Origin of the sequence: Streptomyces sp. M41, assembly GCF_043673425.1 — a bacterium.
Taxonomy (GTDB): Bacteria; Actinomycetota; Actinomycetes; order Streptomycetales; family Streptomycetaceae; genus Streptomyces.
In genome coordinates this window covers 21074-44062 of the sequence record NZ_JBIMKE010000023.1, presented here as the reverse complement: position 1 = coordinate 44062, position 22989 = coordinate 21074, and the positions used below count along the sequence as shown (strand labels likewise).

20 protein-coding genes and 1 pseudogene are annotated in these 22989 nt (G+C 69.7%); 9 read left to right on the top strand and 12 right to left on the bottom strand.

The genetic code is table 11. From position 1 onward, the window contains the following. Positions 1 to 209 precede the first annotated feature (209 nt). The 4 genes from ACHBTE_RS25365 to ACHBTE_RS25350 all read right to left on the bottom strand — a co-directional run bounded on the left by ACHBTE_RS25365 (position 210) and on the right by ACHBTE_RS25350 (position 6184). Positions 210 to 2285: a TerD family protein gene (locus ACHBTE_RS25365; protein WP_394726380.1), complete on the bottom strand. Its 2076-nt coding sequence runs from the start codon at positions 2283 to 2285 to the stop codon at positions 210 to 212. 55 nt (positions 2286 to 2340) lie between these two features. Next, complete coding sequence (locus tag ACHBTE_RS25360) at positions 2341 to 2919, bottom strand: TerD family protein (protein ID WP_394726379.1); 579 nt, start codon at positions 2917 to 2919, stop codon at positions 2341 to 2343. Between the two features lie 198 nt (positions 2920 to 3117). Next, complete coding sequence (gene uvrB / locus ACHBTE_RS25355; protein WP_394726378.1) at positions 3118 to 5271, bottom strand: excinuclease ABC subunit UvrB; 2154 nt, start codon at positions 5269 to 5271, stop codon at positions 3118 to 3120. Between the two features lie 40 nt (positions 5272 to 5311). After that, positions 5312 to 6184: an MHYT domain-containing protein gene (locus ACHBTE_RS25350; protein ID WP_394726377.1), complete on the bottom strand. Its 873-nt coding sequence runs from the start codon at positions 6182 to 6184 to the stop codon at positions 5312 to 5314. Between the two features lie 278 nt (positions 6185 to 6462). Here ACHBTE_RS25350 and ACHBTE_RS25345 point away from each other — a divergent pair. The 3 genes and pseudogenes from ACHBTE_RS25345 to ACHBTE_RS25335 all read left to right on the top strand — a co-directional run. Further along, positions 6463 to 7320 (top strand): annotated as a pseudogene (locus ACHBTE_RS25345) (glycerophosphodiester phosphodiesterase); the annotation flags it as partial. Positions 7321 to 7394: 74 nt separating this feature from the next. Then, positions 7395 to 7949 carry a methylated-DNA--[protein]-cysteine S-methyltransferase gene (locus ACHBTE_RS25340; RefSeq protein ID WP_394726376.1) on the top strand — a complete coding sequence of 185 codons (555 nt, stop codon included), beginning with the start codon at positions 7395 to 7397 and terminating at the stop codon, positions 7947 to 7949. A gap of 150 nt (positions 7950 to 8099) precedes the next feature. After that, positions 8100 to 9389, top strand: coding sequence for an MFS transporter (locus tag ACHBTE_RS25335; RefSeq protein ID WP_394726375.1), 1290 nt, complete (start codon positions 8100 to 8102; stop codon positions 9387 to 9389). A gap of 41 nt (positions 9390 to 9430) precedes the next feature. Here the strand turns inward: ACHBTE_RS25335 and ACHBTE_RS25330 are convergent, their stop codons facing one another. Beyond that, positions 9431 to 9859 (bottom strand): VOC family protein, encoded by a 429-nt coding sequence (locus tag ACHBTE_RS25330; RefSeq protein WP_394726374.1) that lies wholly within the window; start codon positions 9857 to 9859, stop codon positions 9431 to 9433. 99 nt (positions 9860 to 9958) lie between these two features. Here ACHBTE_RS25330 and ACHBTE_RS25325 point away from each other — a divergent pair, with 99 nt between their 5' ends. Beyond that, complete coding sequence (locus ACHBTE_RS25325; RefSeq protein WP_394726373.1) at positions 9959 to 10867, top strand: pseudouridine-5'-phosphate glycosidase; 909 nt, start codon at positions 9959 to 9961, stop codon at positions 10865 to 10867. A 43-nt stretch (positions 10868 to 10910) separates the two neighbouring features. Beyond that, positions 10911 to 11912, top strand: coding sequence for a carbohydrate kinase family protein (locus tag ACHBTE_RS25320; protein ID WP_394726372.1), 1002 nt, complete (start codon positions 10911 to 10913; stop codon positions 11910 to 11912). A 107-nt stretch (positions 11913 to 12019) separates the two neighbouring features. Here the strand turns inward: ACHBTE_RS25320 and ACHBTE_RS25315 are convergent, their stop codons facing one another. Together ACHBTE_RS25315 and ACHBTE_RS25310 are read right to left on the bottom strand one after the other, a co-directional pair. Beyond that, positions 12020 to 12814 carry a methyltransferase domain-containing protein gene (locus ACHBTE_RS25315; protein WP_394726371.1) on the bottom strand — a complete coding sequence of 265 codons (795 nt, stop codon included), beginning with the start codon at positions 12812 to 12814 and terminating at the stop codon, positions 12020 to 12022. 236 nt (positions 12815 to 13050) lie between these two features. Further along, positions 13051 to 13611, bottom strand: a complete 561-nt coding sequence (locus ACHBTE_RS25310; RefSeq protein WP_394726370.1) for a hypothetical protein — start codon at positions 13609 to 13611, stop codon at positions 13051 to 13053. 326 nt (positions 13612 to 13937) lie between these two features. On the opposite strand from ACHBTE_RS25310, the gene ACHBTE_RS25305 reads away from it, so the two are divergent. Further along, positions 13938 to 14495 (top strand): hypothetical protein, encoded by a 558-nt coding sequence (locus ACHBTE_RS25305; protein WP_394726369.1) that lies wholly within the window; start codon positions 13938 to 13940, stop codon positions 14493 to 14495. Beyond that, entirely contained in the window at positions 14492 to 15820 is a 1329-nt protein-coding gene (locus tag ACHBTE_RS25300; RefSeq protein WP_394726368.1) for a DUF6895 family protein, read from the top strand. The genes ACHBTE_RS25305 and ACHBTE_RS25300 overlap by 4 nt, the downstream gene beginning before the upstream one ends. A 21-nt stretch (positions 15821 to 15841) precedes the next feature. Here the strand turns inward: ACHBTE_RS25300 and ACHBTE_RS25295 are convergent, their stop codons facing one another. The 3 genes from ACHBTE_RS25295 to ACHBTE_RS25285 all read right to left on the bottom strand — a co-directional run bounded on the left by ACHBTE_RS25295 (position 15842) and on the right by ACHBTE_RS25285 (position 18661). Next, entirely contained in the window at positions 15842 to 16693 is an 852-nt protein-coding gene (locus tag ACHBTE_RS25295; protein WP_394726367.1) for a phytanoyl-CoA dioxygenase family protein, read from the bottom strand. Positions 16694 to 16740: 47 nt separating this feature from the next. Then, complete coding sequence (locus ACHBTE_RS25290) at positions 16741 to 17541, bottom strand: DUF6065 family protein (protein ID WP_394726366.1); 801 nt, start codon at positions 17539 to 17541, stop codon at positions 16741 to 16743. A 103-nt stretch (positions 17542 to 17644) separates the two neighbouring features. After that, entirely contained in the window at positions 17645 to 18661 is a 1017-nt protein-coding gene (locus tag ACHBTE_RS25285) for a cupin-like domain-containing protein (protein ID WP_394726365.1), read from the bottom strand. 527 nt (positions 18662 to 19188) lie between these two features. Between ACHBTE_RS25285 and ACHBTE_RS25280 the strand changes: the two genes are divergently transcribed. Next, positions 19189 to 20316 carry a magnesium and cobalt transport protein CorA gene (locus ACHBTE_RS25280; RefSeq protein WP_394726364.1) on the top strand — a complete coding sequence of 376 codons (1128 nt, stop codon included), beginning with the start codon at positions 19189 to 19191 and terminating at the stop codon, positions 20314 to 20316. Between the two features lie 108 nt (positions 20317 to 20424). On the opposite strand, the gene ACHBTE_RS25275 is transcribed toward ACHBTE_RS25280, so the two are convergent. Continuing rightward, positions 20425 to 20862: a CBS domain-containing protein gene (locus tag ACHBTE_RS25275; protein ID WP_394726363.1), complete on the bottom strand. Its 438-nt coding sequence runs from the start codon at positions 20860 to 20862 to the stop codon at positions 20425 to 20427. Positions 20863 to 21046: 184 nt separating this feature from the next. Continuing rightward, positions 21047 to 21688 carry a uridine kinase gene (locus ACHBTE_RS25270; RefSeq protein ID WP_394726362.1) on the bottom strand — a complete coding sequence of 214 codons (642 nt, stop codon included), beginning with the start codon at positions 21686 to 21688 and terminating at the stop codon, positions 21047 to 21049. Between the two features lie 361 nt (positions 21689 to 22049). On the opposite strand from ACHBTE_RS25270, the gene ACHBTE_RS25265 reads away from it, so the two are divergent. Then, a complete protein-coding gene (locus ACHBTE_RS25265; RefSeq protein ID WP_394726361.1) occupies positions 22050 to 22748 on the top strand; it encodes a DUF2293 domain-containing protein in 699 nt (232 codons plus the stop codon). Positions 22749 to 22989: the final 241 nt, after the last annotated feature.

The following is a 22989-nucleotide window of genomic DNA, read 5'->3' as shown; positions in this document are numbered from 1 at the left end:
TCGTAACGGCAAATGTCAGCGTCGTCGCGCGCCGGAGGTCTCTTCCACCCACGATGGGCCGACGCCCCGGGATCTGGCCGGATCCGTATTGACGGGTACGTCGCACTAGACAGGGAGTACTCCCCTCCGTGGGATGAAGACTACCCAATCACCAAGGAAAGGTAAAGTGCTTGGCAAAAACAAGGCCAAGTGTGCTGGTCAGGGGCTCTTTACCTGTACTTGGCCCTCGCTTGCGCGACCTGCGCGAGCACCTGCTGGAGCACCTGGCTGCCGGGCGGCACGAGCGAGGGCTCGTAGGTCCAGGCGTGCCCCACCCAGGGGTCGGCGAGGTGGTCGTCGGCCACCGGGGTCAGGCGCAGCAGTGAACGCCACAGCGGATCGAGCAGCGGGCCGTAGGCAGCGGCCTCCTCCCGGTCCGCGACCATCATCAAGTGGACGCCGACGGCGGGTCCCTCGTCCGCCAGGTAGCGCAGCTGGTTGACGGCCCGGTCATCGAAGCCGTGCGGGAAGTCGTTGACGATCAGCAGCTGCTGAGAGGTGTCGAAGCCGGGGGGCAGGGAGTCGGGCGCGCCGCCCCGCAGCGCCATCTGCACAAGGTCGACGCGCTGGGTCAGCCGCGCCAGGACATCGGCGACACCGGCCGCGCCCACCGCGGGCGGGGCGGCGAGCACACCGCTCTGCACCAGGGGAACGAGTGCCTGTGCGCCCGAACCCGCCGGATCGATGACATGCACGGTGAACTCGCCCGCCGGGTACACGGCGAGCAACCGCGCCGCGTGCGCCACGGCCACTTCCATCGCGAGGCGGCGCAGGTCGTGGGAGTCGGTGAACGAGCCGTCCATCGATCCACCGCGTCCGCTGTCGATCCACAGACCGCGCTCCAGCGGCAGCCGGACCAGCATCGGAATGCGCAACTGGGCGCTCTCGGGCAGGTGGAGCTCGCCCAGGCGCAGCGCCATGGGGATCTCCATCGGCACGCGATAGCCCTGCCAGACGGGGTTGTCCCAGCGTGCGTACGCGGGCGGCAGCGCCGGCTCGACGACCTCGGCCTCGGCGCCGAGCTGGGCGAGGTCCCGGTCAAGGGTGGCCCTGGCCTGGTTGACGAGCTGGGAGTGCTTGGCCTGGGCGGCTTCGCGCGCGGCGTCGCCCTGACCGCCGATCCGGCTGCGCGGGTCCGACAAGACCTGGTCGAGCTCCTTCTCCATGCGGGAGTCCGCGAAGTCGACCGCGCTGCGGTAGGCGGCAGTGGTGCGGGCGAGGTCCTCGAACATGCCCCACACCTGGTTGTACAGCCGCTCCTCCATGGACCAGCCGGTGGCGTCACCCGCGACGGGCTGCGCCGGCTGCCCGGGCTGGGCAGGCGGCGCGGTCGGCGGGGGCGGCGGTGGAGCCGCGTTCTGACGGCGCGGATGGCTGTAGTCGATCGGGCCGCCGGCTGTGGACGCGGACGGCTGAGCGGGGTCGGTCATTCCGCTTCCGCCCTGATACGAGGACGGGGACGCGGCCTGGCCCGGTATGCCCGGCGTCGGGGTGCCGTACGGCGAGTTCGGCTGCGGCGTCGGTTGTCCGGGGACGCCCGGGGTCTGGGTGCCGAAGGGCGACGTCGGCTGCGACGGCGCAGGGCCTGCGGCGCCCTGCGGGGCGGTGCCGCCCTGGTCCGCTCCGAGTGCGGGCGCCGCCGCCTGCCGGGAGCGGTCGCCGTCCGCCCGAGGAGGCGCGGGCAGCGAACGAGCCATGCCCTGGGCCACCGCCTCGTCGATGCTGCCGGCCAGCTGGTGGGCCTGCGGCAGCCCCTGGTCGGTGAGGAGCTCGACGAGGCCGCCGGCGTAGCCCTGCCCGATGGCCCGCACCTTCCAGGCGTCCTGACGGCGGTAGAGCTCCAGAGCGACCACGGCCGACTCGGCCTCCAGGCCGGTGATGGTGTAGCTGGCCACCTCGGCGCCGTCGAGGCCGGTGACCGCGACGAAGGGGGTCGGCACGGCGCCGAAGCTGTTCGGGCCGGTGACTCCGGTCGGCAGGGCGAGCAGCACACTCACGCGGTGGACGGCCTCCGGCATGGCGTCCAGGTCCACCGCCAGTCGATGGTCGGCAGCCGCCTGCTTGGAGACCTCGAGGCCGGGCAGGGTGGGAGCTCCGGGGTGGGCCACCCATTCGACTCCGTGGATCCTGCCCTGCTCGTCGCCGAGCGTGGCTCCTGCCACGATCGGCGTGCCGGCCGAGACCCTGATCTCCAGACGGGCCTGGGAGAGCGGGTGGTTCTGCCCCCGCACCAGCTCGGCCGTCATGCCTTCGTCCCCCCGTGTCGCTTGTGTGTGTCGTGTGCCGCTCGCCGGGCGGGCCTTACAGGTGCGGCAGGATCGCCGGCATCAGGTCCTGGAACGTACGGCCGTTGGCCGGAGTGCCGAGGGCGGTCATCGACCAGCCCGGACCCACTCGGTGGACCTTCGCCATGATCTGCGCCGTGTAGGCGCCGCCGCCCGCGAGTGTGTAGCGGGCGAGCTCCTGGCCGTTGGTCTCGTCGACCAGGCGGCAGAACGCGTTCTGCACCTCCTGGAAGGTCTGGCCCGTGAAGGAGTTCACGGTGAAGACGATCTGGTCGATGTGGACCGGGATGCGCGCGAGGTCGACGAGGATCGCCTCGTCGTCGCCGCCCTGGCCGACACCGCCGACGAGGTTGTCACCGGTGTGCCGCACCGAGCCGTCGTCACTCACCAGGTGGCGGAAGAAGACGACGTCGACCGGCTGCTTGTCCGCGAACAGGACGGCGGAGGCGTCCAGGTCGACCTCCCGAGTGCGGGAGCCGAACAGGCCGCGCCGGGGAGCCGCCTGCCAGCCGAGACCCATGCGTACCGCGGTCAGGCTGCCCCCGTCGTTCTTCTGCAGACTGATTGCCTGACCCTTGGTCATGTTGACGGTCACGTGCTGTTTCCCCTCTCGAACTGTCCCCTGTTGGCCGCGGACTCCGCGGATGACCAGAACCCTACGCAGGGGCACTGACAGTGACGTACCCCGGTCCGCACTTTGTGTCGGTCTTGCAACACTGCGCGTGCCCGGTGGGCCCGTTTCGGGCCGATTCAGGGCGCCGGCCGCGGGGCCGGGACCGGCGCCCGTGAGCCGTCAGGCCAGGCCGGCCTCCTTCATCTGACGCAGTTCCTTCTTCATTTCGGACACCTCGTCGCGCAGCCGGGCCGCGATCTCGAACTGCAGATCCGCGGCGGCGGCCCGCATACGCGTCGTCAACTCCTCGATCTGCTCGGCGAGATCGGCCGCGGGGCGGTCGGTGGGCACCGTTTCCTTGCCCTTGGCCTTGCCCTTGGCCGGTCCAGCCGCCTTCGCACCCTTGGCCGCCTTGTCGCCGAGGGAGGGCACGGGGGCCTTGGTGCCCCGGCCGTCCTTCTTCGCGCGGTATCCACTGCCGAGTAGTTGCTCAGTGTCGACGTCCTCACGGGCGATCTGCGCGACGATGTCGTTGATCTTCTTGCGCAGCGGCTGGGGGTCGATGCCGTTCGCCTTGTTGTAGGCGACCTGCTTCTCCCGGCGCCGGTTGGTCTCGTCGATGGCCTTCTCCATCGCCGGGGTGACCTTGTCGGCGTACATGTGGACCTGGCCGGAGACATTGCGCGCCGCGCGCCCGATGGTCTGGATGAGGGAGGTGCCGGAGCGCAGGAAGCCCTCCTTGTCGGCGTCGAGGATCGCCACGAGGGATACCTCGGGCAGGTCGAGGCCCTCGCGGAGGAGGTTGATGCCGACCAGGACGTCGAACTCGCCGGCGCGCAGTTCTCTCAGCAGCTCGACTCGGCGCAGGGTGTCGACGTCGCTGTGCAGATAGCGCACCTGGATGCCGAGCTCCAGGAAGTAGTCCGTGAGGTCCTCGGCCATCTTCTTGGTGAGGGTGGTGACCAGGACGCGCTCGTCCTTCTCGACGCGCCCGCGGATCTCGTGGACCAGGTCGTCGATCTGGCCCTCGGTGGGCTTGACCACGACCTCCGGGTCGACGAGGCCGGTGGGGCGGATGATCTGCTCCACATGGCCGTCCGAGCGGGAGAGCTCGTAGGTGCCCGGGGTCGCGGACAGGTAGACGGTCTGTCCGATGCGCTCCTGGAACTCCTCCCATTTCAGCGGGCGGTTGTCGAGCGCGGAGGGCAGGCGGAAGCCATGGTCGACCAGGGTGCGCTTACGGGAGGCGTCGCCCTCGTACATGGCGCCGATCTGCGGCACGGTGACGTGCGACTCGTCGATGACGAGCAGGAAGTCGTCGGGGAAGTAGTCCAGCAGGGTGTTGGGCGGGGAGCCGGGCAGGCGGCCGTCGAAGTGCATCGAGTAGTTCTCGACACCGGAGCAGGTGCCGATCTGGCGGAGCATCTCGAGGTCGTAGGTCGTGCGCATCCGCAAACGCTGGGCCTCCAGGAGCTTGCCCTGGTTCTCCAGTTCGGCGAGGCGCTCCCCGAGCTCCTTCTCGATGTCGTTGACGGCCCGCTCCATGCGCTCGGGGCCCGCGACGTAGTGGGAGGCCGGGAAGACGTACAGCTGCTGGTCGTCGCTGATGATCTCGCCGGTGACCGGGTGGAGCGTGGACAGTGCCTCGATCTCGTCGCCGAACATCTCGATGCGGACGGCGAGCTCCTCGTAGACCGGGAAGATCTCGATGGTGTCGCCGCGCACCCGGAAGGTGCCCCGGGAGAATGCCGTGTCGTTGCGTGTGTACTGGATGTCGACGAAGCGGCGCAGCAGCTGGTCCCGGTCGATCTCCTCGCCGACCTTGAGGGGGACCATACGGTCCACGTACTCCTGTGGGGTACCGAGGCCGTAGATGCAGGAGACCGAGGCTACGACGACGACATCGCGGCGGGTGAGCAGGGAGTTCGTCGCGGAGTGGCGCAGTCGCTCGACCTCCTCGTTGATGGAGGAGTCCTTCTCGATGTAGGTGTCCGACTGCGGGACGTACGCCTCGGGCTGGTAGTAGTCGTAGTACGAGACGAAGTACTCGACGGCGTTGTTCGGCAGGAGCTCGCGGAATTCGTTGGCCAGCTGGGCGGCCAGCGTCTTGTTCGGCGCCATCACCAGGGTGGGACGCTGGAGCTTCTCGATCATCCACGCGGTGGTGGCGGACTTGCCGGTGCCGGTCGCGCCGAGCAGGACGACGTCCTTCTCGCCGCCTCCGATGCGCTGGGCGAGCTCGGCGATGGCCTGGGGCTGGTCGCCGTTGGGCTGGTAGGGGCTGACGACCTCGAAGGGCGCCACCGTGCGTTCGATCTGGGAAACGGGCCGCATGGGATCCACCGTACGACCCCCCACTGACAACGCGTCCGGATCAGTGGTTCTGCGGGGCCCGGGAGCTGTGGCGGTCCTGGTTGCGGCGGACCCGCAACTGGGGGCGGCGGGCCTGGTGCGGGACGGCGGCGGGGTGGGCCGGGACGCCCGGTTTGTGCTCGGTGGGGGCGGCTGCGGATTTCGCCGTGACGATCAGCGGGTCGAAGAGGACGACGAGCGCCGCGAGGAGCAGAAAGGCAAGTGGGCCGACCAGCATGGGGGCGAGCAGGGCGGCGGGTGAGTCACCCGTGGCGGGGTCCCCGCCGGTGCCGTGGAGGTGGACGCTGAGGGCGGCCATCCCGGTGTAGTGCATGCCGCTGACGGCGAGGCCCATGACGAGGCTCGCGCCGACGCTCCACAGGAACCCTCTGACCTGCCCCGCGGCCCACAGTGCGGCGGTGGCCGCCACCATGGCTATGACCACGGAGGCGGCGACGGTGAACGTGTTGTACTCCAGCTTTCCGTGCAGGCGCATCCCGGCCATGCCCAGGTAGTGCATCGAGGCTATGCCCAGACCGGTGATGGTGCCGCCGGTGAACAGGGCCGTACCGCGGGCGCCCTTGTAGCCGACGATGAAGATCCCGATGCCCACCATGACGATGGCGACTGCAAGGCTCGCGAACGTCATCGGTTTGTCGTAGTGGATCGGTGTCTCCTCGACCGTGAACCCCATCATGGCGACGAAGTGCATGGTCCAGATGCCGGAGCCGATGGCCGCCGCCGCGAGGGCCAGCCACCCGGGGCGCCAGGACTGCGAGACGCGCATCGATCTGGTGGTGCAGCGCAGACCGAGCGCACCGCCGAGGCAGGCCATCAGGTAGGCCACCAGCGGTGTGACGAGTCCGTAGCTGAATCCGTCGATCGTGCCCTGCATACGCGGCTACCCTTCCCGCCCACTTACGTCCCGGAAATCCGTGAAATGCGCCCCCTCCCAGGACCGCCCGGGCGGTCAGGGTTGAGGCAGAGAGTAACTCCCACCGGAATGGTCGAACGATTTTCCGGCAAAGAAACACGGCCTTGCCCCAGTTGTGCGGCACGAGTGAGCGGGCCTGGGCAACTCCATTCATTCTGTGGCCATTCTGCACTCCTTCACCGTTGACCGACTGCTGTCACAGTTGAACTGTCTGTGATCGCTCGACGCGAGGAGTACGCATGCACGCGCGCGCTGTAGCCGCCACGACGACGGCGCTCCTGGGAACTGCCGCTCTCCTGCTTCCCGCCACCGACGCCCGTGCCGGCGGCGCCGTGCCCACGGTCATCGCCCACCGGGGGGCGTCCGCCTACGCCCCCGAGAACACTCTGGCGGCGGTCGACAAGGCCGCCGAACTGGGCATCAGCTGGGTCGAGAACGACGTCCAGCGCACCAAGGACGGCGAGCTGGTCGTACTCCACGACGACAACCTGAAGCGCACGACCGATGTGGAGGAGGTCTTTCCGGATCGGGCGCCCTGGAAGGTGAAGGACTTCACCGCCGCCGAGATCGCCCGCCTGGACGCGGGCAGCTGGTTCGGTCCCGCTCACGCGGGCGCGCGCGTGCCGACGCTGGAGCAGTTCATGGACCGTGTCGAGCTGCACCACCAGAAACTTCTCCTGGAGATCAAGAACCCCGAACTGTATCCGGGCATCGAGCAGCAGACCCTGGAGGTTCTGGGGGACGAGGGGTGGCTCGACCCTCAGCACCTCGCGAGCCGGCTCATTGTGCAGAGCTTCAGCGCCGACACCATGCGAACCGTCCATGAGCTTCAGCCCGGCGTCAAGACCGGCCTCCTCGGTACGCCGCCCGAGGCGGACCTCGCCGGGTACGCGACCTTCGCCGACCAGATCAATCCCTCGTACGGCTCCATCTCCACGGACTATGTGGCCGCCGTCCACGCCTACACGGGGCCGCACGGCAGGCCGCTGGAGGTCTTCACCTGGACCGTGAACGACGCGGTCACCGCCCGGCTGGTCGCCGGGTACGGCGTCGACGGCATCATCACCAACCGTCCCGACGTGGTGCGGGACGCCCTGACGGATGGCCTGATCCAGGAGGATCCGAGGTCCGACGCCCGGGCGATGTCAGTGGTGGGCCGTACGGTGGGCGCATGGACAGCCATGGGCAGTACGAGCAGCAGGTCGTATGGGCCGTCGTCGGTACCGACATCGGTCCACTGATGCTGGCCGCGACCCGCGACGGCCTGGTCAGCGTCGTGTTCCACGCCACGGACGAGGTGCGCGACAAGGCGCTCGGCCGACTGGCGTCCCGGTTGGGCACCGAGCCCGTCGAGGCGACCGACTCCCCGCTGCTGGCCGAGGCGATACATCAGGTGGACCAGTACTTCGCGGGCGCCCGGCGCGACTTCGAGCTTCCGCTGGACTGGTCGCTCATCTCCGGCTTCAACCGCCAGGTACTGCGCGAGCTGGCCACCGGCGTCCCGTACGGCTCGGTCGTCGGGTACGGCGATCTGGCCGGCCGGGTCGGACAGCCGGGCGCGGCCCAGGCGGTGGGGATGGCGATGGGCGCCAATCCACTGCCGGTCGTGGTGCCCTGTCACCGGGTCGTGGAGAGCGACGGCGGTATCGGTGGGTTCGGGGGCGGACTGGAGACCAAGCGGAAGCTGCTCGCACTGGAAGGAGTGCTGCCGGAACCGCTCTTCTGATCGTTCTCCTGCCCTTCTCGGGGTTGGGCGGGCGAGCCACGCGGGGGAGACTGCGCCTGTGACGACACTTTTCACCCACCTGTACGCGGCCGGTCCGGTCTGCTGCCCGGTGACGTCCTGTCCCACGTGTCGCATACCCGGGTGCGCCTCGTGACCGCCGTCCAGCGGCACGTGGTCGAGGCCGTCCCGCCGGACCGGTTGGCGGCGCTGCGGCGCCGTATATCGGCCGTCTTGATCGCTACGCAGATCCTCGGCGGGCTGGGCGTCGCCACGGGCATCGCGCTCGCGGCCGTCCTCGCCACCCAGGTCAGCGGCACCGAGTCGCTGTCCGGGCTCGCGCCCACCGCGACCGTCACCGGTACGGCGGTGCTGTCCCTGCCGCTGGCCGCGCTGATGACCTCCCGGGGGCGGCGTCCCGGGCTCGTCCTCGCCTACCTCATCGGTGCCGTGGGCGCCGGGGTCTGCGTGCTCGCGGCGGCCATCGGGAGCTTTCCACTGCTGCTCTTCGGGATGGCAGCGTTCGGCGCGGCTTCGGCGGCCAACCTCCAGGCCCGGTTCGCAGCCGCCGACCTGGCCGAACCGGAACGACGGGCCCGGGCCATCTCGCTCGTCGTGTGGGCGACGACCATCGGAGCGGTCGTCGGCCCGAACATCGCCGCGCCGGCCGGGCGCAGCGTGACCGGCCTCGGGATACCCGCAGAGGCAGGCCCGTTCCTTTGGGCGGCGGGGATCTTCCTGATGTCCGCGGTCGTGGTGGCCGTCCTGCTGCGACCGGATCCCCTGCTGACGGCGCGTGCGCTCGCCCCTGCCGAGGACCACTCGCCCGCGGCCCGTTCGCTGCGCGCGGGGCTGGCCGCCGTACGCGCGTCGCCGCGGGCCCGGCTCGCGGTGGTGACGGTCGCCGTGGCGCACACGGCGATGGTCGCCGTGATGGCGATGACCCCGGTCGATCTCGCGCACCACGGCGCGGGCATCGATCTGATCGGGCTGGTCATCAGTGGACACATCGCCGGCATGTACGCCTTCGCCCCGCTCATGGGGCGGTTGTCGGACCGGCTCGGGCGGCTGTCCGGGATCGGGCTCGCGGTGGGGCTGCTGGCGTGCGCCGTGTTCCTCGCCGGGACGGCCGGGAGCAGCCACGGCCAGACGGCCGTCGGGCTCTTCGTACTGGGGCTCGGCTGGTCGGCAGGGCTGGTCTCCGGTTCCGCGCTGCTCACGGACTCCGTGCCGCAGCCCGCCCGGGCCGCCGCGCAGGGTCTTTCGGACCTCGTCATGAACGCCTCGGCGGGCATCGGCGGGGCACTCGCCGGGCTGGTCGTCGCCCGGGCGAGCTACGCCTGGTTGAACTTCACCGCCGCCTGCCTGCTGATCCCGCTGGCGGCGCTCGCGCTGCTCACTCGGGGCAGGAGACAGGCGAAGAGCACCCCGGCCGACGGTTGAGGCAACCGCCCTCGGGCCCGCTCCCGGCCCTGGTCTTCGCGCTAGTCGTAGTGCCGGGCCTCGAAGACATTGCCGTCGGGGTCGCGGAAGTAGAAGCTGCGCCGAGCCTTGCCGCGGGCACCGAAGGAGTCGTACGAGTAGTCCGAGACGGGGAGGTCCAGCTCCTCGAGGCGGGTGCGGAGCTTGTGGAACTCGGCCTCCGGCAGGGACAGGCAGATGTGATTGACCGGGTGCCCCGCGCTCTCGCCGGCACCGGGGAGCATCTTCATGCGCTCTGCCATGGTCATCGGCATGAGGTCCAGGATGGTCTCCTCGTTGATGCGAACCGAGGGGAACGGTGCCTCGCCCGCGATGAACTCGGCGAGCCTGACGGGCGCCGTCGCGAGCGTCTTGTCGTAGAACTCGGCCGACGCGACCGGGTCGCGCACCCAGAGGACGACGTGGTCGAGACGTGTCATGTTGTCGGTCATGCCTCCAAGGCTGGTGTCGTCCCCCACATGCCGCAAGGGTTTGATCTGGCGGACCGCCCGCCAGAGATGAGGGAAGACCGACAGACAGGAGGCAGGCGCGTGGTGCTGGTGGTGTCCGAAGAAGTGCGGGAGGCGGTTGACGCGCGTCGACCCGTGGTGGCCCTGGAGTCCACGATCATCGCCCACGGGCTGCCGCGCCCTCGCAACCTCCAGGTGGCGCTGGAGCTGGAGGAAGTCGTGCGGCGGGAAGGTGCCGTTCCCGCGACGATCGCCGTGCTGGACGGGCGGCCCCACGTCGGGCTGGACAAGCAGCAGCTGGAAAGGATCGCGAACGAGGACGGCATCCGCAAGCTGGGGCACCGTGATCTGCCGCTCGCGGTCGCCTCGGGGGCGAGCGGGGCGACCACGGTGTCGGCGACCGCTCTGCTTGCGGCCCTCGCGGGCGTACGGGTGTTCGCGACGGGCGGGCTCGGCGGCGTGCACCGGGAGTGGACGGTGACGCAGGACGAGTCTGCCGACCTGGGGCTCCTGGCACGTACCCGGATCACGGTCGTGTGTGCCGGAGTGAAGTCGATCCTGGATGTCCCGGCGACCCTTCAGCGGCTGGAGACGCTGGGCGTCGCCGTGGCCGGCTACGAAACGGAACGTTTCCCCGGCTTCTACTTGTCCGACTCGGGTCATCCGGTGGACTGGACGCTTCGGACGCCGAGGGAGGTTGCCGAGGTGATGCGCGCTCAGGACGCGCTGGACGGGCCGAAGTCGGCGCTGATCGTGGCCAATCCGGTGCCGGTGGCGGAGCAGTTGGATCCCGAGCTGCACGCGCGCGTGCTCGCCGACGCGCTGCACGCGTGCGAGGAGCAGGGCGTCGCCGGTCAGGGGGTCACGCCGTTCCTGTTGGACTACTTGGTGCGGCACACCGACGGTGCCTCGCTGGACGCCAATCTCGCGGCGGTCCGGGGCAACGTGCGGCTGGCGGGGCGGATCGCGGCGGCCTGGTCCGGGGCGTGAGCGACGTGACGGTCGTGGCGGCGTACGGGGCCGGGAGCGGGACTTGACCGAGGCCGGAGCACTGGGAACCGGAAGCGCCGAAGGCGGTGCCCTGCTGGTCGTCGGGGACGTGGTGACGGACGTGATAGCCCGGCACCGGGGGCCGCTCGCCTCGGGGACGGACACGGCCGCGGCCATTCGGACGGTGCCGGGCGGCGCGGGCGCCAATGTGGCCTGCTGGGCGGCGCATTGGGGCTGCGCGGACGTGCGCTTGCTGGGGCGGGTCGGCGCGGACACGGCGGCGTGGCACGAGCGGGAGCTGACCACGGGCGGGGTACGCCCTCACCTCGTCGTGGATCCCCAGGCTCCCACAGGAACGGTGATCTGCCTGGTCGACGCGGGTGCCGCCGCCGAGCGGACCTTTCTCACCGACAGCGGCGCGTCCTTGCGGCTCGAACCCGCCGACTGGTCGGACGCGCTGCTCGACGGGGTCGCCCGGCTGCATCTCTCGGGATATCTGCTGTTCTCCGAGCCGAGCAGGGCCTTCGTGTCGGCGGCAGTCGCGTCGGCACGCGCGCGTGGCGTGCCGGTGAGTATGGATCCGGCGTCGGCGGGGTTCCTCGTGGAGCTGGGCGTCGACCGCTACCTGGCGCTGGTGGCGGACATGGACGTCCTGCTGCCGAGCCGCGACGAGGCTTGCCTGCTCACCGGGCTGTCCGACGCGGTGGACGCGGCAGCCGAGTTGAGCCGTCATGTTCCGCTCGTGGTCGCCAAGCAGGGGGCGGAGGGAGCGCTGATCGCCCGCTCCGGCGCCGTGCATGCCCGTGTCCCCGCCGTGCCGACGGCACCGACCGACACGACGGGGGCGGGCGACGCCTTCACCGGCGCCTTCCTGGCCTCCCTCATTGCCGGCTCCGGGCCGGACGAGGCGGCACGCGAAGGGTGCCGGGCCGGGGCGATGGCGGTGGAAGGGGTGGGCGGGAGGCCGCCTGGTCGGTCTGGTCCGCCTGGTCCGCCTGGTCCGCCTGGTCCGCCTGGTCCGCCTGGTCCGCCTGGTCCGCGGTGATGCTCGTGCGTGAGGCAAGCCGCCGGCGTACGGCAACTCACCGATATGGGTGATAGGGCTGGGCCTTGCCTGTCCGGTGCCAAGCCCTGTCTATCCTTGCCCCCCGCTTACACCTTGCGCCCCCACGCCGAGATCATCGGAGCCGCGGCCAGGTCCATTCCTCCGGCGGTGACGTTGGCGAGGTGGCGGTCGATGTCCTGTTCGGTGGCGATGCCGGCGGTGACGAGCCGGGCGCGGAACTCGCGGATCGTGGCCGATTCGAGCGCGGCGCAGGCGGGCGAGGCGAGCGGGAAGTACGCGTCCGCCATGACCCGGCGCAACCCGGCCGCGCGGAGCAGACGCGGGAGACTGCGGCCGAAGGAGAGGTCCGAGCCGTCGTCGGCGAGAAGGGTGCGGAGGCCGTCGCGGAGGCGGTTCGCCAGCTGCTGGGCGGGGCCGTGCACGTCGGGGCAGGGCAGGGGTTGCAGCGCCGGGTCGGCGTCCTCGATCAGCAGACGGCCACCGGGGGCCAGGGCCTCGATCATCGACCGCAACGCCCGTTCGCGGTCAGCGACCTGGGCGAGCACCAGTCGGGCGTGCACCAGGTCGAACCCCTCCCCCGGCGGCTCCTCGACCGCCACGTCGTGGACGCGGACCTCGACCGGCGGGCGGGCGGCCGGCGTGAGCCGTGAAGTGTCGAGGTCGGTCGCGATCACCTTTCCGGTCGGACCGACTCTCTTGGCCATCCAGGAGACCACCGAGGTGCCGCCGGCACCCACCTCCCAGCAGCGCCAGCCCGGTCCGATGCCGAACCCTTCGAGGTGCCTGAACGTCGTGGGGTCGAAGAGGGGGCCCACGGCGTCGCCCTGCTCGCCCGCCGCGGAGTGCCGGTTGTCGAGGAGATACCCGTCGGTTCGCTTCATACCGAGATCATCCCAGTTATCCGGCTTGCCGGGAGTAGTCGACGCTCGGCGGGACGGTCTCGAATTCCGCGCCGCCCGAACCCCACCGCTCGACCCCCACCGCCCGAACCCCACCGCCCGAACCCCACCGCCCGATCCGCACCGCTCGCTCCGCACGGCTTCACCCACAGGCGGGAACAAAGCGGAATGCACTGTTCCCACAGGCTTACCGCCCCTCACCCCTTCTGCGCACGCGCTCAACACGTTGACTCACTCGTACCGCTCGCCAATGGAGCGCTCAGTGAGTCGACCATGCTGAAGGTGGGTTGACCGACTGGCTCATAGCGGGACAGCGCGCTGAATATGTACAAGATGGGAGCTCCTAGCACGTTGTGGTGCCGGATTTCCAGAGAATCCCCGGGACGAGCTGGAACGAGGCGCGGGCGGCGATCCTGCTGTCCCAAGTGTCCTGTTCGATCGCTGAGTTGTGAAGGTCGGCCGTTGCGGTGATGAGCGGCTTTGGCCAGGTCCGGCTCCGGCACCACTGCCACGATCTTCATGATCGCCTGGTAGTCGGCGGGCAGCGCGCTCTCGACCATGCCCGGCCCGTGGTGCGGGACCAACAGCACCCTGCTCGTACCCGGGCCCGTTGTGATTTGCTCCAACTCCTCCGCCATGGCTGGGTCGTCGGCCTGCCCGCTATGCTCCGCCGCGACGAACTGCCCGATCACCACCCCGGCGGCCTTCAGCCGGGCCACCTCCGCGTCGATCTCGACAAGTTCCTCGCGCAGCCGCCCGGCGCGATCAAAGCGGATCAAGCCCAATTGTGGTCCTCGGAGACCTGGCTGCGGTGGAGGCTGCCTCCGGTCGGCCGGCTGAGGCATGCGTCTTGTTGGAGCAGGCACTCGGCGAAGATCCCCAGCTTGTACTCGGAGTTCAAGTCCCCGCTCGGACACTAGAGAAACCCCAGTTGACCTGGGGTTTTCTGCTTCTCCGGCTGTGCCGAAACCAGAGCCACGGTAGGCTTCTTGGGGGCCTCCAGGGAGCCAGGCGGTCGCCCCTCGGATAGGCGGCGCCGAGTTGCGGCGCTGACGGGAGGCGCCTGAGACTTCTGACAGAGGGGGGCTCTACGTCTGGAGCGTGCATGAGTGAATCGAACGCCCCCGAAGGCCCCAGCTATCATGACGCGCAACTTCTGATCAAGTTGTACGACATGACGAGGGACGGCCCGGTTCGTCGAGGTTTCCTCTGGTACCTCGACCACTTCCGGGAGGGCATGGATCCGTCCACGGTCGACTACGACGCGATCCGAGCCCGCAACCCCCGCATTTCCGACGGCTATGACGCCTGGACATCCGTGGCCTCCTTCTTCGAAACCGCGGGAGTGCTGGTCCGCAACGGCGCTCTCTACGGCGGCCTGGTCTTCGAACGCTGGCCCGTCGAGTGGTACTGGCGCTACCTGGGCCCGCTCGTCCAAGCCGAACGTGACCGGGGCCAGGTCTGTGACACCGCCTGCTTCGCCGACAACTTCGAATGGCTCGCCAAAGAGGCCAACCAGTGGCGGCTCAGCGGCAAGGGCCAAGCGAAGTGGTTGTCCGGGCTGTCGACCGGCAAGAAGCCGGGAGACATGGTGCCGCCGGCCATCGACCCACCCTCGGCGTTCGAACGGCAGGGGCGGGGAGGCATCGATCCGCCGTCGTGAACACTGACACCACGGCGTACACGACACAGCCGCTGATAGCGGCAGTCTCCGAACTGGAGAATGCCGCTACTACGTGGCTCTGTCGTGAGCTCTCCAAGTGCTCGGTGACCCTGGTCGGGCCCGGCCCGGGCGGCATGAAACCGCTCGTCGACATTGCCCTCTACGCTTCGGTGCGTGCGAGGCTCCGCCCCGTCGACCCGGTGCAGGACGAGATCCTCCAGCACCTTCGGCAAGAGGTGGAGAGGCCTGCGTACCGTGATCTCGTCGTCGAGAACGGTGACTTCGTCAACTACTACGGCCTCCCCTACGCGGCCGTGGTGGCCATGGGGGAGGACGGCTCCGTGGGCCGCCTGGTACGCGCGATCGTACGCAGCGGTGTGCCGCTGTGGACCGAACGTCCTCCGCACCGCATTCTGGACGTGCTCTTCTTCCTCCGGCTCCTCGGGATGAGCGTGGACAGCAGACCGGACGAGGTCCTGCCCTTCTCCTCGCTCGCATCCAACCCGAACGTTCTCCTGGTCACGGAGCAGGAGACCTATGCGATGACGCACACCGCGATGTACGCAACCGAGTTCGGGCAGCGCCGCGCCGTGTGGCCGGAGCTCGCCCTGCCGGACGTACGCGACCTCCTGGACGTGCTGTTGGAGCGAGCCGTGGAATCGGGCAGCGTCGATCTCGCCGCAGAACTGGTGTGCAGCGCGATCTGCGTCTGTGACGCTCGTGGCCTGGTCGACCTCGCTCCTTTTTTGGAGCTCTTGGCGAGCACCCGGCGGGAGGACGGGAGTTGGCCCCGCTATGCGGCCGAACGGTCCGTCCCCGAGAACTGGCCGCGGTCGCACCATGCAACCCTGGTGGTCGCGCTGGCACTGGCCATGGTTCGTCGGGCACTGGAGCCGGGGCCCTACCCGGCCCGCCAGGTCGGCTCCGCCGGCAGGGAGGCCCACCGAGCCCGGGTGCGGCGCGAGGTCGACGCCGTCCTGACCCGCGGTACCGCGGCCCGCTCGGGAGCCAGGCGGGAGTCCGGAGGGCGCGCCTGCGCCGAACGGCCCCTGGGCGACGCCCTTAGTTGGGTCCGGCCGGGGCGGGGCGCGCTATGGCGGGTGCCCGGCGCGGACCGGCATGGCTGGATCACGGCGTTGGAAGAGTGCGTCTTCCGTGGCGAGGTCGGCCGGCGGGAGGTGTGCGACGGCATCCTGCTGCTGGCGAGCTGGCAGGACGAGGACGGGCTAATCCGCTGTTGCGACGACGAGCAGCACCACGCAGGGTCCACGGCCTCGGCCGTGCGCATCCTGACCGCGGCACGCCGTCAACTCGCTGCGCCTTGAACCGGTGCCGCTCCGAGCGGCTCAGACCGTGGGGAAGAGGTCGCAGTCGATGGGCTCTCCCCGGCTGAGAGCCGGCGTGGTCACATGGCCGGTCTGGCCCTTGTTGTGGAACATGTCGGCCGGATGCGGATCCCAGGTCACCCCGTCCCCGGTGTACACGACCGCCAACGCCCGGCGAGGTGTCCCGGTACTGTTGGCGCGGGCCCCGTGGACGGTCTTGGGGTGGTGCAGCAGCGCGTCCCCGGGTCTCGACTCTCCTATCAGCCACTCGTGTTCGCAGTATTCCGCATCGAAATCGGGCTGCCACTCCGATAGCCGCCCGGAGCCGGGGGCCTCGTACACCACGCCCCAGCGGTGGGAGCCCTTCAGGTAGTGGAGTGCGCCGCTTCGATCCGTGACGGTGTCGAACGGTACCCAGAGGCGGAGGATCTGTTCGCCGTCGAGGGGGAAGTAGGGGTAGTCCTGATGCCAGAGTGTGGGCTTGGGAGTGCCTGGCTCCTTGACGAAGACCTGATCGTAGAAGAAGTGCAGGCTCCCGGCTCCGGTGAGCACCTGGCGGGCGATGTCCGGCATCGGACCGTACAGGGCCCACGCCTTGAAGGCATCGTCGAGCAGCCACGGGAACGATTGGCCGACGAAGCGCGGCTGTCCCGCTTCCGCGTAGTTCTGCGACGAAGGGTGAGGCCGTTGCGTCAGCCGGTCGATCGCGGCGCCCATGTAGGCCACCCAGTCGTCCGGAACGATCCCCTTCAGAAGGGCGGCGCCATCCCTTTCGTACGCTTCCCGTTCCGCATCGGTGACTCTTCTGGTGGGTCCCGTTGTCGGGTAGTCGCAGTGGATGTCCTTGGTCGGTTGGTTCACCGAGCGGTGCACGGGCGGCCCGCTCCCGTTCCCCCTCTTGGGTGTTCCCACTGGGCACCTCACTCCTGGCCGCGGAACCGCTCGAGATGGAGTCGGGTCTGGTGTGTCGGCGCGAAGACACCGTCTCCCGCGTCGCGGCCGCGGAAGTAGTCGCGTTGCCAACTGCCGACCGGTAGGGCGCCTTGTCTCAGCCTGACCACGAAGTCTTCCCGGGAGCTCTTGAACTGCTGGAACCGGGCGTTGTCTGCGGGCATGGAGTCGAGACTGCGGACCTCCGGGCGGAACGACTCCAGCTCTCCCCTGCGTTGCGGAGCGAACATGCAGAAGGGTTCGCCCTCGTCGAAGACGATGTCGGTGAACGGCCGCGTCACCTTCCAGTTCATGGTGAAGGTCGCCGCCGTCCAGTCCGTCTCCACGATTCCGTCCAGGGCGCACACACCGTCCTTCGGATAGTTCGTCGGCCCTCGGACATGGAGGTTGAAACCGGGAGGGGTGCGGAGGAGGTAGGGGATGCTCCACGTGATGATTCCGTAGCCGAACTGGCTGTGTGCCAGGGGTCGGTGGCCTGGTCGGCAGTCGTGGCTGATCGTCAGGGAGTCCGGCTCCTCCCCGCCCGACCACCTGGCCCTGAAGCGCGTGTCGTTCAGGAGGAGCCAACCACTCTGGTTGGCGATCAGGAGGGGGAGGCAGCGATTGGCGTAATGCTGGCGCGTCGCCGACATCCAGTCGCGGCTCGCTGCCGCCGTCTCGATGGTCAGGGGGCGATCGGCCACGGAATAGGCGATGAGGAGAGCAGCCTCGTCCGGCTGTGCCGGCTCCTCCGAGTCCCGCTCGACGTCACTGGCGGGCTGCTCATCCATACTCGGCTCCTAACGGGCCCTGCGGCGCCGCGCCCATCCGAACAGACACTTCCCAGTGTCTGCTGGTGGTGTAGGGGCCGCAACCGGGACGGACAGGCGCGGTTCAGGCATAGCGCCAGCTCGTGGAGTGTCCGGGCAGGTCGAACCCGCCCACGAACGACAAGGAGATGCTCGTCTCCACTGACATGACCCAGTGCCACCAGCCGAGCGGCAGTAGGAGGGCTTCGCCCTGGCGTACGGTCGTTTCGGTCACGGGTACGTCTCTCATCAGCGGGAAGCGGGTCAGGTCCACGTCGTCGAGGTCCACGGAGCTGTGACCGCCCTGTTCGCCGTAGAGGCGCGGCAGGCTGTGCGGCTCCACCAGGCGCACCAGCTTCGAACCCTGGATCTGTACGAACAGGATGTTGGAGTCGTCATGGTGAAGCGGCGTGAGTGTGCCCGCCGGACCGAACCACAACTTCGCCCGGCTGAGGGTGACGGGGGCGAGGAATCCGGGGAGGTGGTGGATGTCGTCCAACAGCCGGCGGAACGCAGGACGTTGCAGCAGCTGGTTCCTGGCCACCACGTACCGGTCGTTGCCCTCGTCCGCCATCACGTGAGCCACGAACTCGCGCATGGTGATCTCGCGGCGGTGCGCGAGAAAGTTCTCCTCGAACCGAGGGTCGCCCTCCCGGTCCCCCGATATTTCGATCGGCGTGTCCCCGAACTCCTGTGCGAAGTAGTCCGGGGACCACTTGTGGAGCGCCGGCCATTGCTCCACGAGCCCGCGGACGACCACGGGTCGATTGGCGAAGTAGAAGCGCTCGAAGAACGCCTCCGGGTCCGGCGGGTCCATCACGGGCACCGCCGTGGCCTGCGGCGACTGGCTCCACTGGTCGCTCAGTGCGTCCGTCAGCGAACGCAGCTTGCGGTGTTCGCACAGGAGCCGGTGCGCCACGCGGAAGGACGGGATCTTCTGCTGCGCGGCGATCAGCCGCCACGCCTCCGCATGGTCGAAGCCCCGCTGTCGCATGACGCTGACGATCTCATCCTCCGCAACCCCGCGGAGCAGGCTCTCGGCCAGCCACTCCTGCCACGTTGTGGTGAATGCCGGGGATGTGTGCGGGAGTTCTCCGTCCATCGTCGCACTCCGAACCAGGGGACGAGCGTGTCGTCTACCAAGGGAGGTAGTTGCGCAAAAGGTGCGGATATCGCCGCCAGTCTACCTTCGGTGGGTGATGCCGCAGGTCAGATCGGTTGGGGTCGGCGTCCTCAGCCAGGGCGCCCTGCGTCCGTCGCGACGTCTCGCCGGACGGCGGGGTATCCCGGCTCGGCGTGGCGCGGGGCGGTCAGGACCCAAGCGTGGTTATCCCGCACCGGGCTCAGCCGTGCAGGGGCGGGCGGAACGGTCTCTGACACCTGGAAGTCCTCTCAACGCACGGGCAGGCACCCCTTCACGCCAGTCACCAGCGCTGACACCCACAGTTGGAATCCCGAGATCGGATCTCGGCCGGAGACCACCCAGTCCATCAACGCATCGACTCATCGGTTGCGTGCGATGTGACCTGCGTTGCTGCTCTCGCCCGCCGCGCAGAAGGAGCCCAACTGGCAAACTGGCGGGCCAGGGCGCAGAGATGCGGCACGAGGGAGCCACGCAAGGAGATCGAGATGTCCATGGCAGGGAATCTGCGGAAGGTCACGGGCCTGAGCAAGGTCGGTGACCTCCGCAAGGTGGCACGGCTGGCTCGACGACGCCCCCGCGTCGACCTCAGCCATCCCGCCCGGTCCCCGCTGGGCTCGTCGGTGGTGAACTGCGTGAGGTACCGGGACGGCGTGCGGGTCCCGGAGAGCGGCGATCTCGTGGACGTCGTGCAGAAGGTACGCAAACGAGGTGACGGATTCCTCTGGCTCGGCCTCCATGAGCCGACGGACCAGGAGTTCGCGGGCATCGCCGAGTTGTTCGCCCTGCACCCGCTGGCCGTCGAGGACGCCGTCGAGGCACATCAACGACCCAAGCTGGAGCGCTACGACGAGACATTGTTCGCGGTGTTCAAGACGGTCTGCTACGTCGAGCACGAGGAGCTCACGGCGACGAGCGAGGTCGTGAACACCGGCGAGATCATGGTGTTCGTCGGCCAGGACTTCGTGATCACGGTGCGACATGGACGGCACGGCTCACTGGGCCCGTTGCGCGAGGAGCTGGAGTCGGCGCCCGAGCAGCTCACCAAGGGGCCGGCGGCGGTGCTGCACGCGGTCGCGGACCACGTGGTCGACGACTATCTGAGCGTGATCGACTCGGTGCAGGAGGACATCGACCAGGTCGAGACGGATGTCTTCGCGGCGAACGGCGCGCGCGTCGACCCCGGACGGATCTACCAGCTCAAGCGCGAACTCCTGGAGCTGAAACGGGCGGTGGTGCCGCTGAGCCGCCCGCTGGAGGAGCTGGCCACACGCCCCATCCGGGTCGTGGAGCCCGAGATACAGGCCTATTTCCGCGATGTCTCCGACCATCTACTGCGCGCCAAGGAGCAGATCTCCGCCTTCGACGAACTGCTGAACTCGATCCTTCAGGCCCACCTGGCCCAGGTCACCGTCGCGCAGAACGAGGACATGCGGAAGATCACCGCGTGGGCCGCGATCGTCGCCGTACCGACGATGGTGTGCGGTGTCTACGGCATGAACTTCGACTACATGCCGGAGCTGCGTTGGGCGTTCGGCTATCCGCTGGTCATAACAGTGATATCGATGGCCTGTGTGGCGCTGTACCGCGGCTTCCGGCGCAATGGCTGGCTCTGACGCCCTCGTCCACCCCCGTCCGTCTCCGCCCAGGAGCGGAGGGGTGGGTGAACGGACGAGGACGGCGCAAGAGGTGAGCGGATGGGTGCCGGGGTCCGGCGCCGCAGGTCAGTGGGTCATCGGCTCCGCGGACCTGGCGTAGACGCTCTCCGCCCAGTGGGCGACGTCGCTCTCCGGCAGGTTCCGGGCCAGATCGGCCTCGCTGATCATGCCGACCAGGCGCTTGTTGTCGATGACGGGGAGTCGGCGAATCTGGTGCTCCTTCATCTCCCGGAGCACTTCGCCGATGTCGGCGCTCGCGTCGATCCAGCGCGGGGTGCCCTGGGCCATCTCTCCGGCGGTGACCCGGCTCGGGTCGTGGCCCATGGCCACGCAGTCGACGACGATGTCCCGGTCGGTGAGGATGCCGCAGAGCCGTTCGTTCTCGTCGCTGATGGGCAGGGCTCCCACACCCAGGTCCCGCATCAGCTGGGCGGCGCGGTCCAGGGTCTCGTGGGCGGGGATCCACTGGGCGCCACGGTGCATGATGTCTCCGGCAGTGGTCATGAAGTACCTCCCGATGCCGGACGGCCGGCGCGGCGCGGGACGCACCGCTAGTCCCGGCGCCCTTCATTCTCGCCGCGCCACCCCGCACGTGCACCCGGAGCCGAGTGGATGCATCGCAGGCGCGTCACCCGGCGCGAGGTTCGGTGGATCACCCGCTCGTGGGCGGACCTCTGCTCCCGGCGGCTCAGCCGTTCCATGCCGGATGCCTCGGGTCGTCCGCCCGGACCAGGACGTCGGCCGTGCCTGCCGGGTCGGCCTCGTGCTCGTAGCGCTCGAAGGCGGGGAGGGTCCAGTGCTCGCCCTCGGGGGTTCGGCGGCGCAGGGCACCGGGTGAGAGCAGGACGTGGACGCTCAGATCGAAGGGGAACCATTGACGCAGCAGGAGGGGGCCGTGCAGCAACAGGAAGCCCTCGGACGGGAGTTGGACGTAGGGGCTGCGGGTGGCGCGGTCGGTGGCCGGGTCCCACAGATCGGGCAGGACACGGCCGGTGCCGCCGGGTTCGAGGGGGCCGAAGACCTCGCGCCACAGGGCACCGGTGTCGAACCAGCTGTCGTAGTAGGCGTCGACGTCCTCGTGGCCGTACTCCAGCCGCACCGAGGCCGGACGCAGAAAACCCTCGGTGCCGACGGTGAGCGAGGGGCGGCCTCGTATGCGCAGCGCCTCGGCGACCCGGTCGGCGAGGTCATCCGGGTGGGCCGCCGGGGCACCGTCGAAAGCGACGCGGGGCCAGGGGCTGCCGTCGGCCGGCACCAGGTCGAGCAGCCGTTCGGCCAGGTTCTCGGCAAGCCGGTCCCAGGTGATCGCTTCGAGTCGCACATCGCCCATGATGCGACAGGTTCGGTGGGGAGGCGTGGGCCCCCGGTCGCGGAAGGCCGGGTGGGGTGGCGTGGGGCCCCGATCGCGGAAGGCCGGGTGGGGTGGCGTGTGGCCCCCGGTCGCGGACGGTCGGGTGGAGGCGTGCGGCCCCCGTTCGCGACGGTGGGGTGCGACTACGTTCGCGCATGGTGGGGGGCGGTTGCGTCGGCGGTCGGCGAGGGGCGCGGTGCCGTTCGCGGACGGTGGGGGTTCGGGGCCGGCGTCCTACGGTCCGGCGACTCTCCCCGCTCCCGGCCCGGTGCCCTGGTCCGGTGTCTCCGCGGCCGGGGCGGGCAGTTCCTCCGGTCCTCCGTGAGGGGATGAACCTCGTATGGCACAGCTCGCAACTCCCCCGGCCCGGACCGGCCTTCTCGTCATCCAGCCGCTCAAGCGGCGGCGCTGTGCGGGCTGTCAGGCGGGGCCGCTGCAGATGCTTGTGCTGGAGGACGGTGCGCCGCGCTGTCTGGACTGCGCAGATCTCGGGCACCTGGTGTTTCTTCCGCGTGGGGACACGGCGTTGACACGTCGGTCGCGGGAGGAGAGTGCGCTGTCGGCAGTGGTCGTGCGGTTCAACCGGCGCAAGAGCCGCTATGAGCGACAGGGTGTCCTGGTCGAGGAGGCGGGGCTGGCCCGGGCCGAGCAGCGGTGCCTGGCGGACGCGGAGGCTCGACGACGGCGCCGGGTGCGGGACGCGGGGCGGCGAGCTCGGGAGGACGCTCGGCTCGCGGAGGCTTTCGCGGCGGAGATACGGCGGCTGTTTCCGGGGTGCCCGGAGGCCCGGGCAAGGGACATCGCGGCGCATGCGTCGGCGCGGGGCAGCGGACGGGTGGGAAGGAGCGCGGCCGGGCGGGCCTTGTCGGAGGGGGCGGTGATATCGGCGGTCGTGGCATCCGTACGGCATCTGGACACGCAGTACGACCAATTGCTGATGAGTGGGGTGCCGCGGCACGAGGCTCGGCGCCGGATCGCCGTGGCTGTGGAGAGGACGTTGCGGACGTGGCGGGAGGAGGAGGTGGCGGGGGTCGGCTGAGGGATCTCCGGTCCCCCCGGCGCCTGGCCGACCAGGCCTCATGGCCGGGGGCGGCGCCTGGCCGACCGGGCCCCATGCCGCGGGGGGGGCGGCTGGTCGGTGGTGATGCCCATGCCGATCGGGCGTCCACGCCGACCGTGGGTGCGTGGCCGATTGTGGGTGCGTGATGGGCGGCGCAGGTGGGTGGAGGCGGAGTCGGCCGCGTCCGGGTGATCGAGGCGTGAGCGCCGTCACCGCGAGA

Bases quoted from the DNA above. Each gene is read 5' to 3' on its own strand.
- ACHBTE_RS25340 (WP_394726376.1), top strand. From the start codon at position 7,395: ATGGACAGCCATGGGCAGTACGAGCAGCAGGTCGTATGGGCCGTCGTC.
- ACHBTE_RS25285 (WP_394726365.1), bottom strand. From the start codon at position 18,661: ATGGACGGAGAACTCCCGCACACATCCCCGGCATTCACCACAACGTGG.
- ACHBTE_RS25280 (WP_394726364.1), top strand. From the start codon at position 19,189: ATGTCCATGGCAGGGAATCTGCGGAAGGTCACGGGCCTGAGCAAGGTC.
- ACHBTE_RS25270 (WP_394726362.1), bottom strand. From the start codon at position 21,688: ATGGGCGATGTGCGACTCGAAGCGATCACCTGGGACCGGCTTGCCGAG.
- ACHBTE_RS25330 (WP_394726374.1), bottom strand. From the start codon at position 9,859: ATGACCGACAACATGACACGTCTCGACCACGTCGTCCTCTGGGTGCGC.
- ACHBTE_RS25305 (WP_394726369.1), top strand. From the start codon at position 13,938: ATGAGTGAATCGAACGCCCCCGAAGGCCCCAGCTATCATGACGCGCAA.
- ACHBTE_RS25275 (WP_394726363.1), bottom strand. From the start codon at position 20,862: ATGACCACTGCCGGAGACATCATGCACCGTGGCGCCCAGTGGATCCCC.
- ACHBTE_RS25265 (WP_394726361.1), top strand. From the start codon at position 22,050: ATGGCACAGCTCGCAACTCCCCCGGCCCGGACCGGCCTTCTCGTCATC.
- uvrB (WP_394726378.1), bottom strand. From the start codon at position 5,271: ATGCGGCCCGTTTCCCAGATCGAACGCACGGTGGCGCCCTTCGAGGTC.
- ACHBTE_RS25290 (WP_394726366.1), bottom strand. From the start codon at position 17,541: ATGGATGAGCAGCCCGCCAGTGACGTCGAGCGGGACTCGGAGGAGCCG.
- ACHBTE_RS25315 (WP_394726371.1), bottom strand. From the start codon at position 12,814: ATGAAGCGAACCGACGGGTATCTCCTCGACAACCGGCACTCCGCGGCG.
- ACHBTE_RS25350 (WP_394726377.1), bottom strand. From the start codon at position 6,184: ATGCAGGGCACGATCGACGGATTCAGCTACGGACTCGTCACACCGCTG.
- ACHBTE_RS25365 (WP_394726380.1), bottom strand. From the start codon at position 2,285: ATGACGGCCGAGCTGGTGCGGGGGCAGAACCACCCGCTCTCCCAGGCC.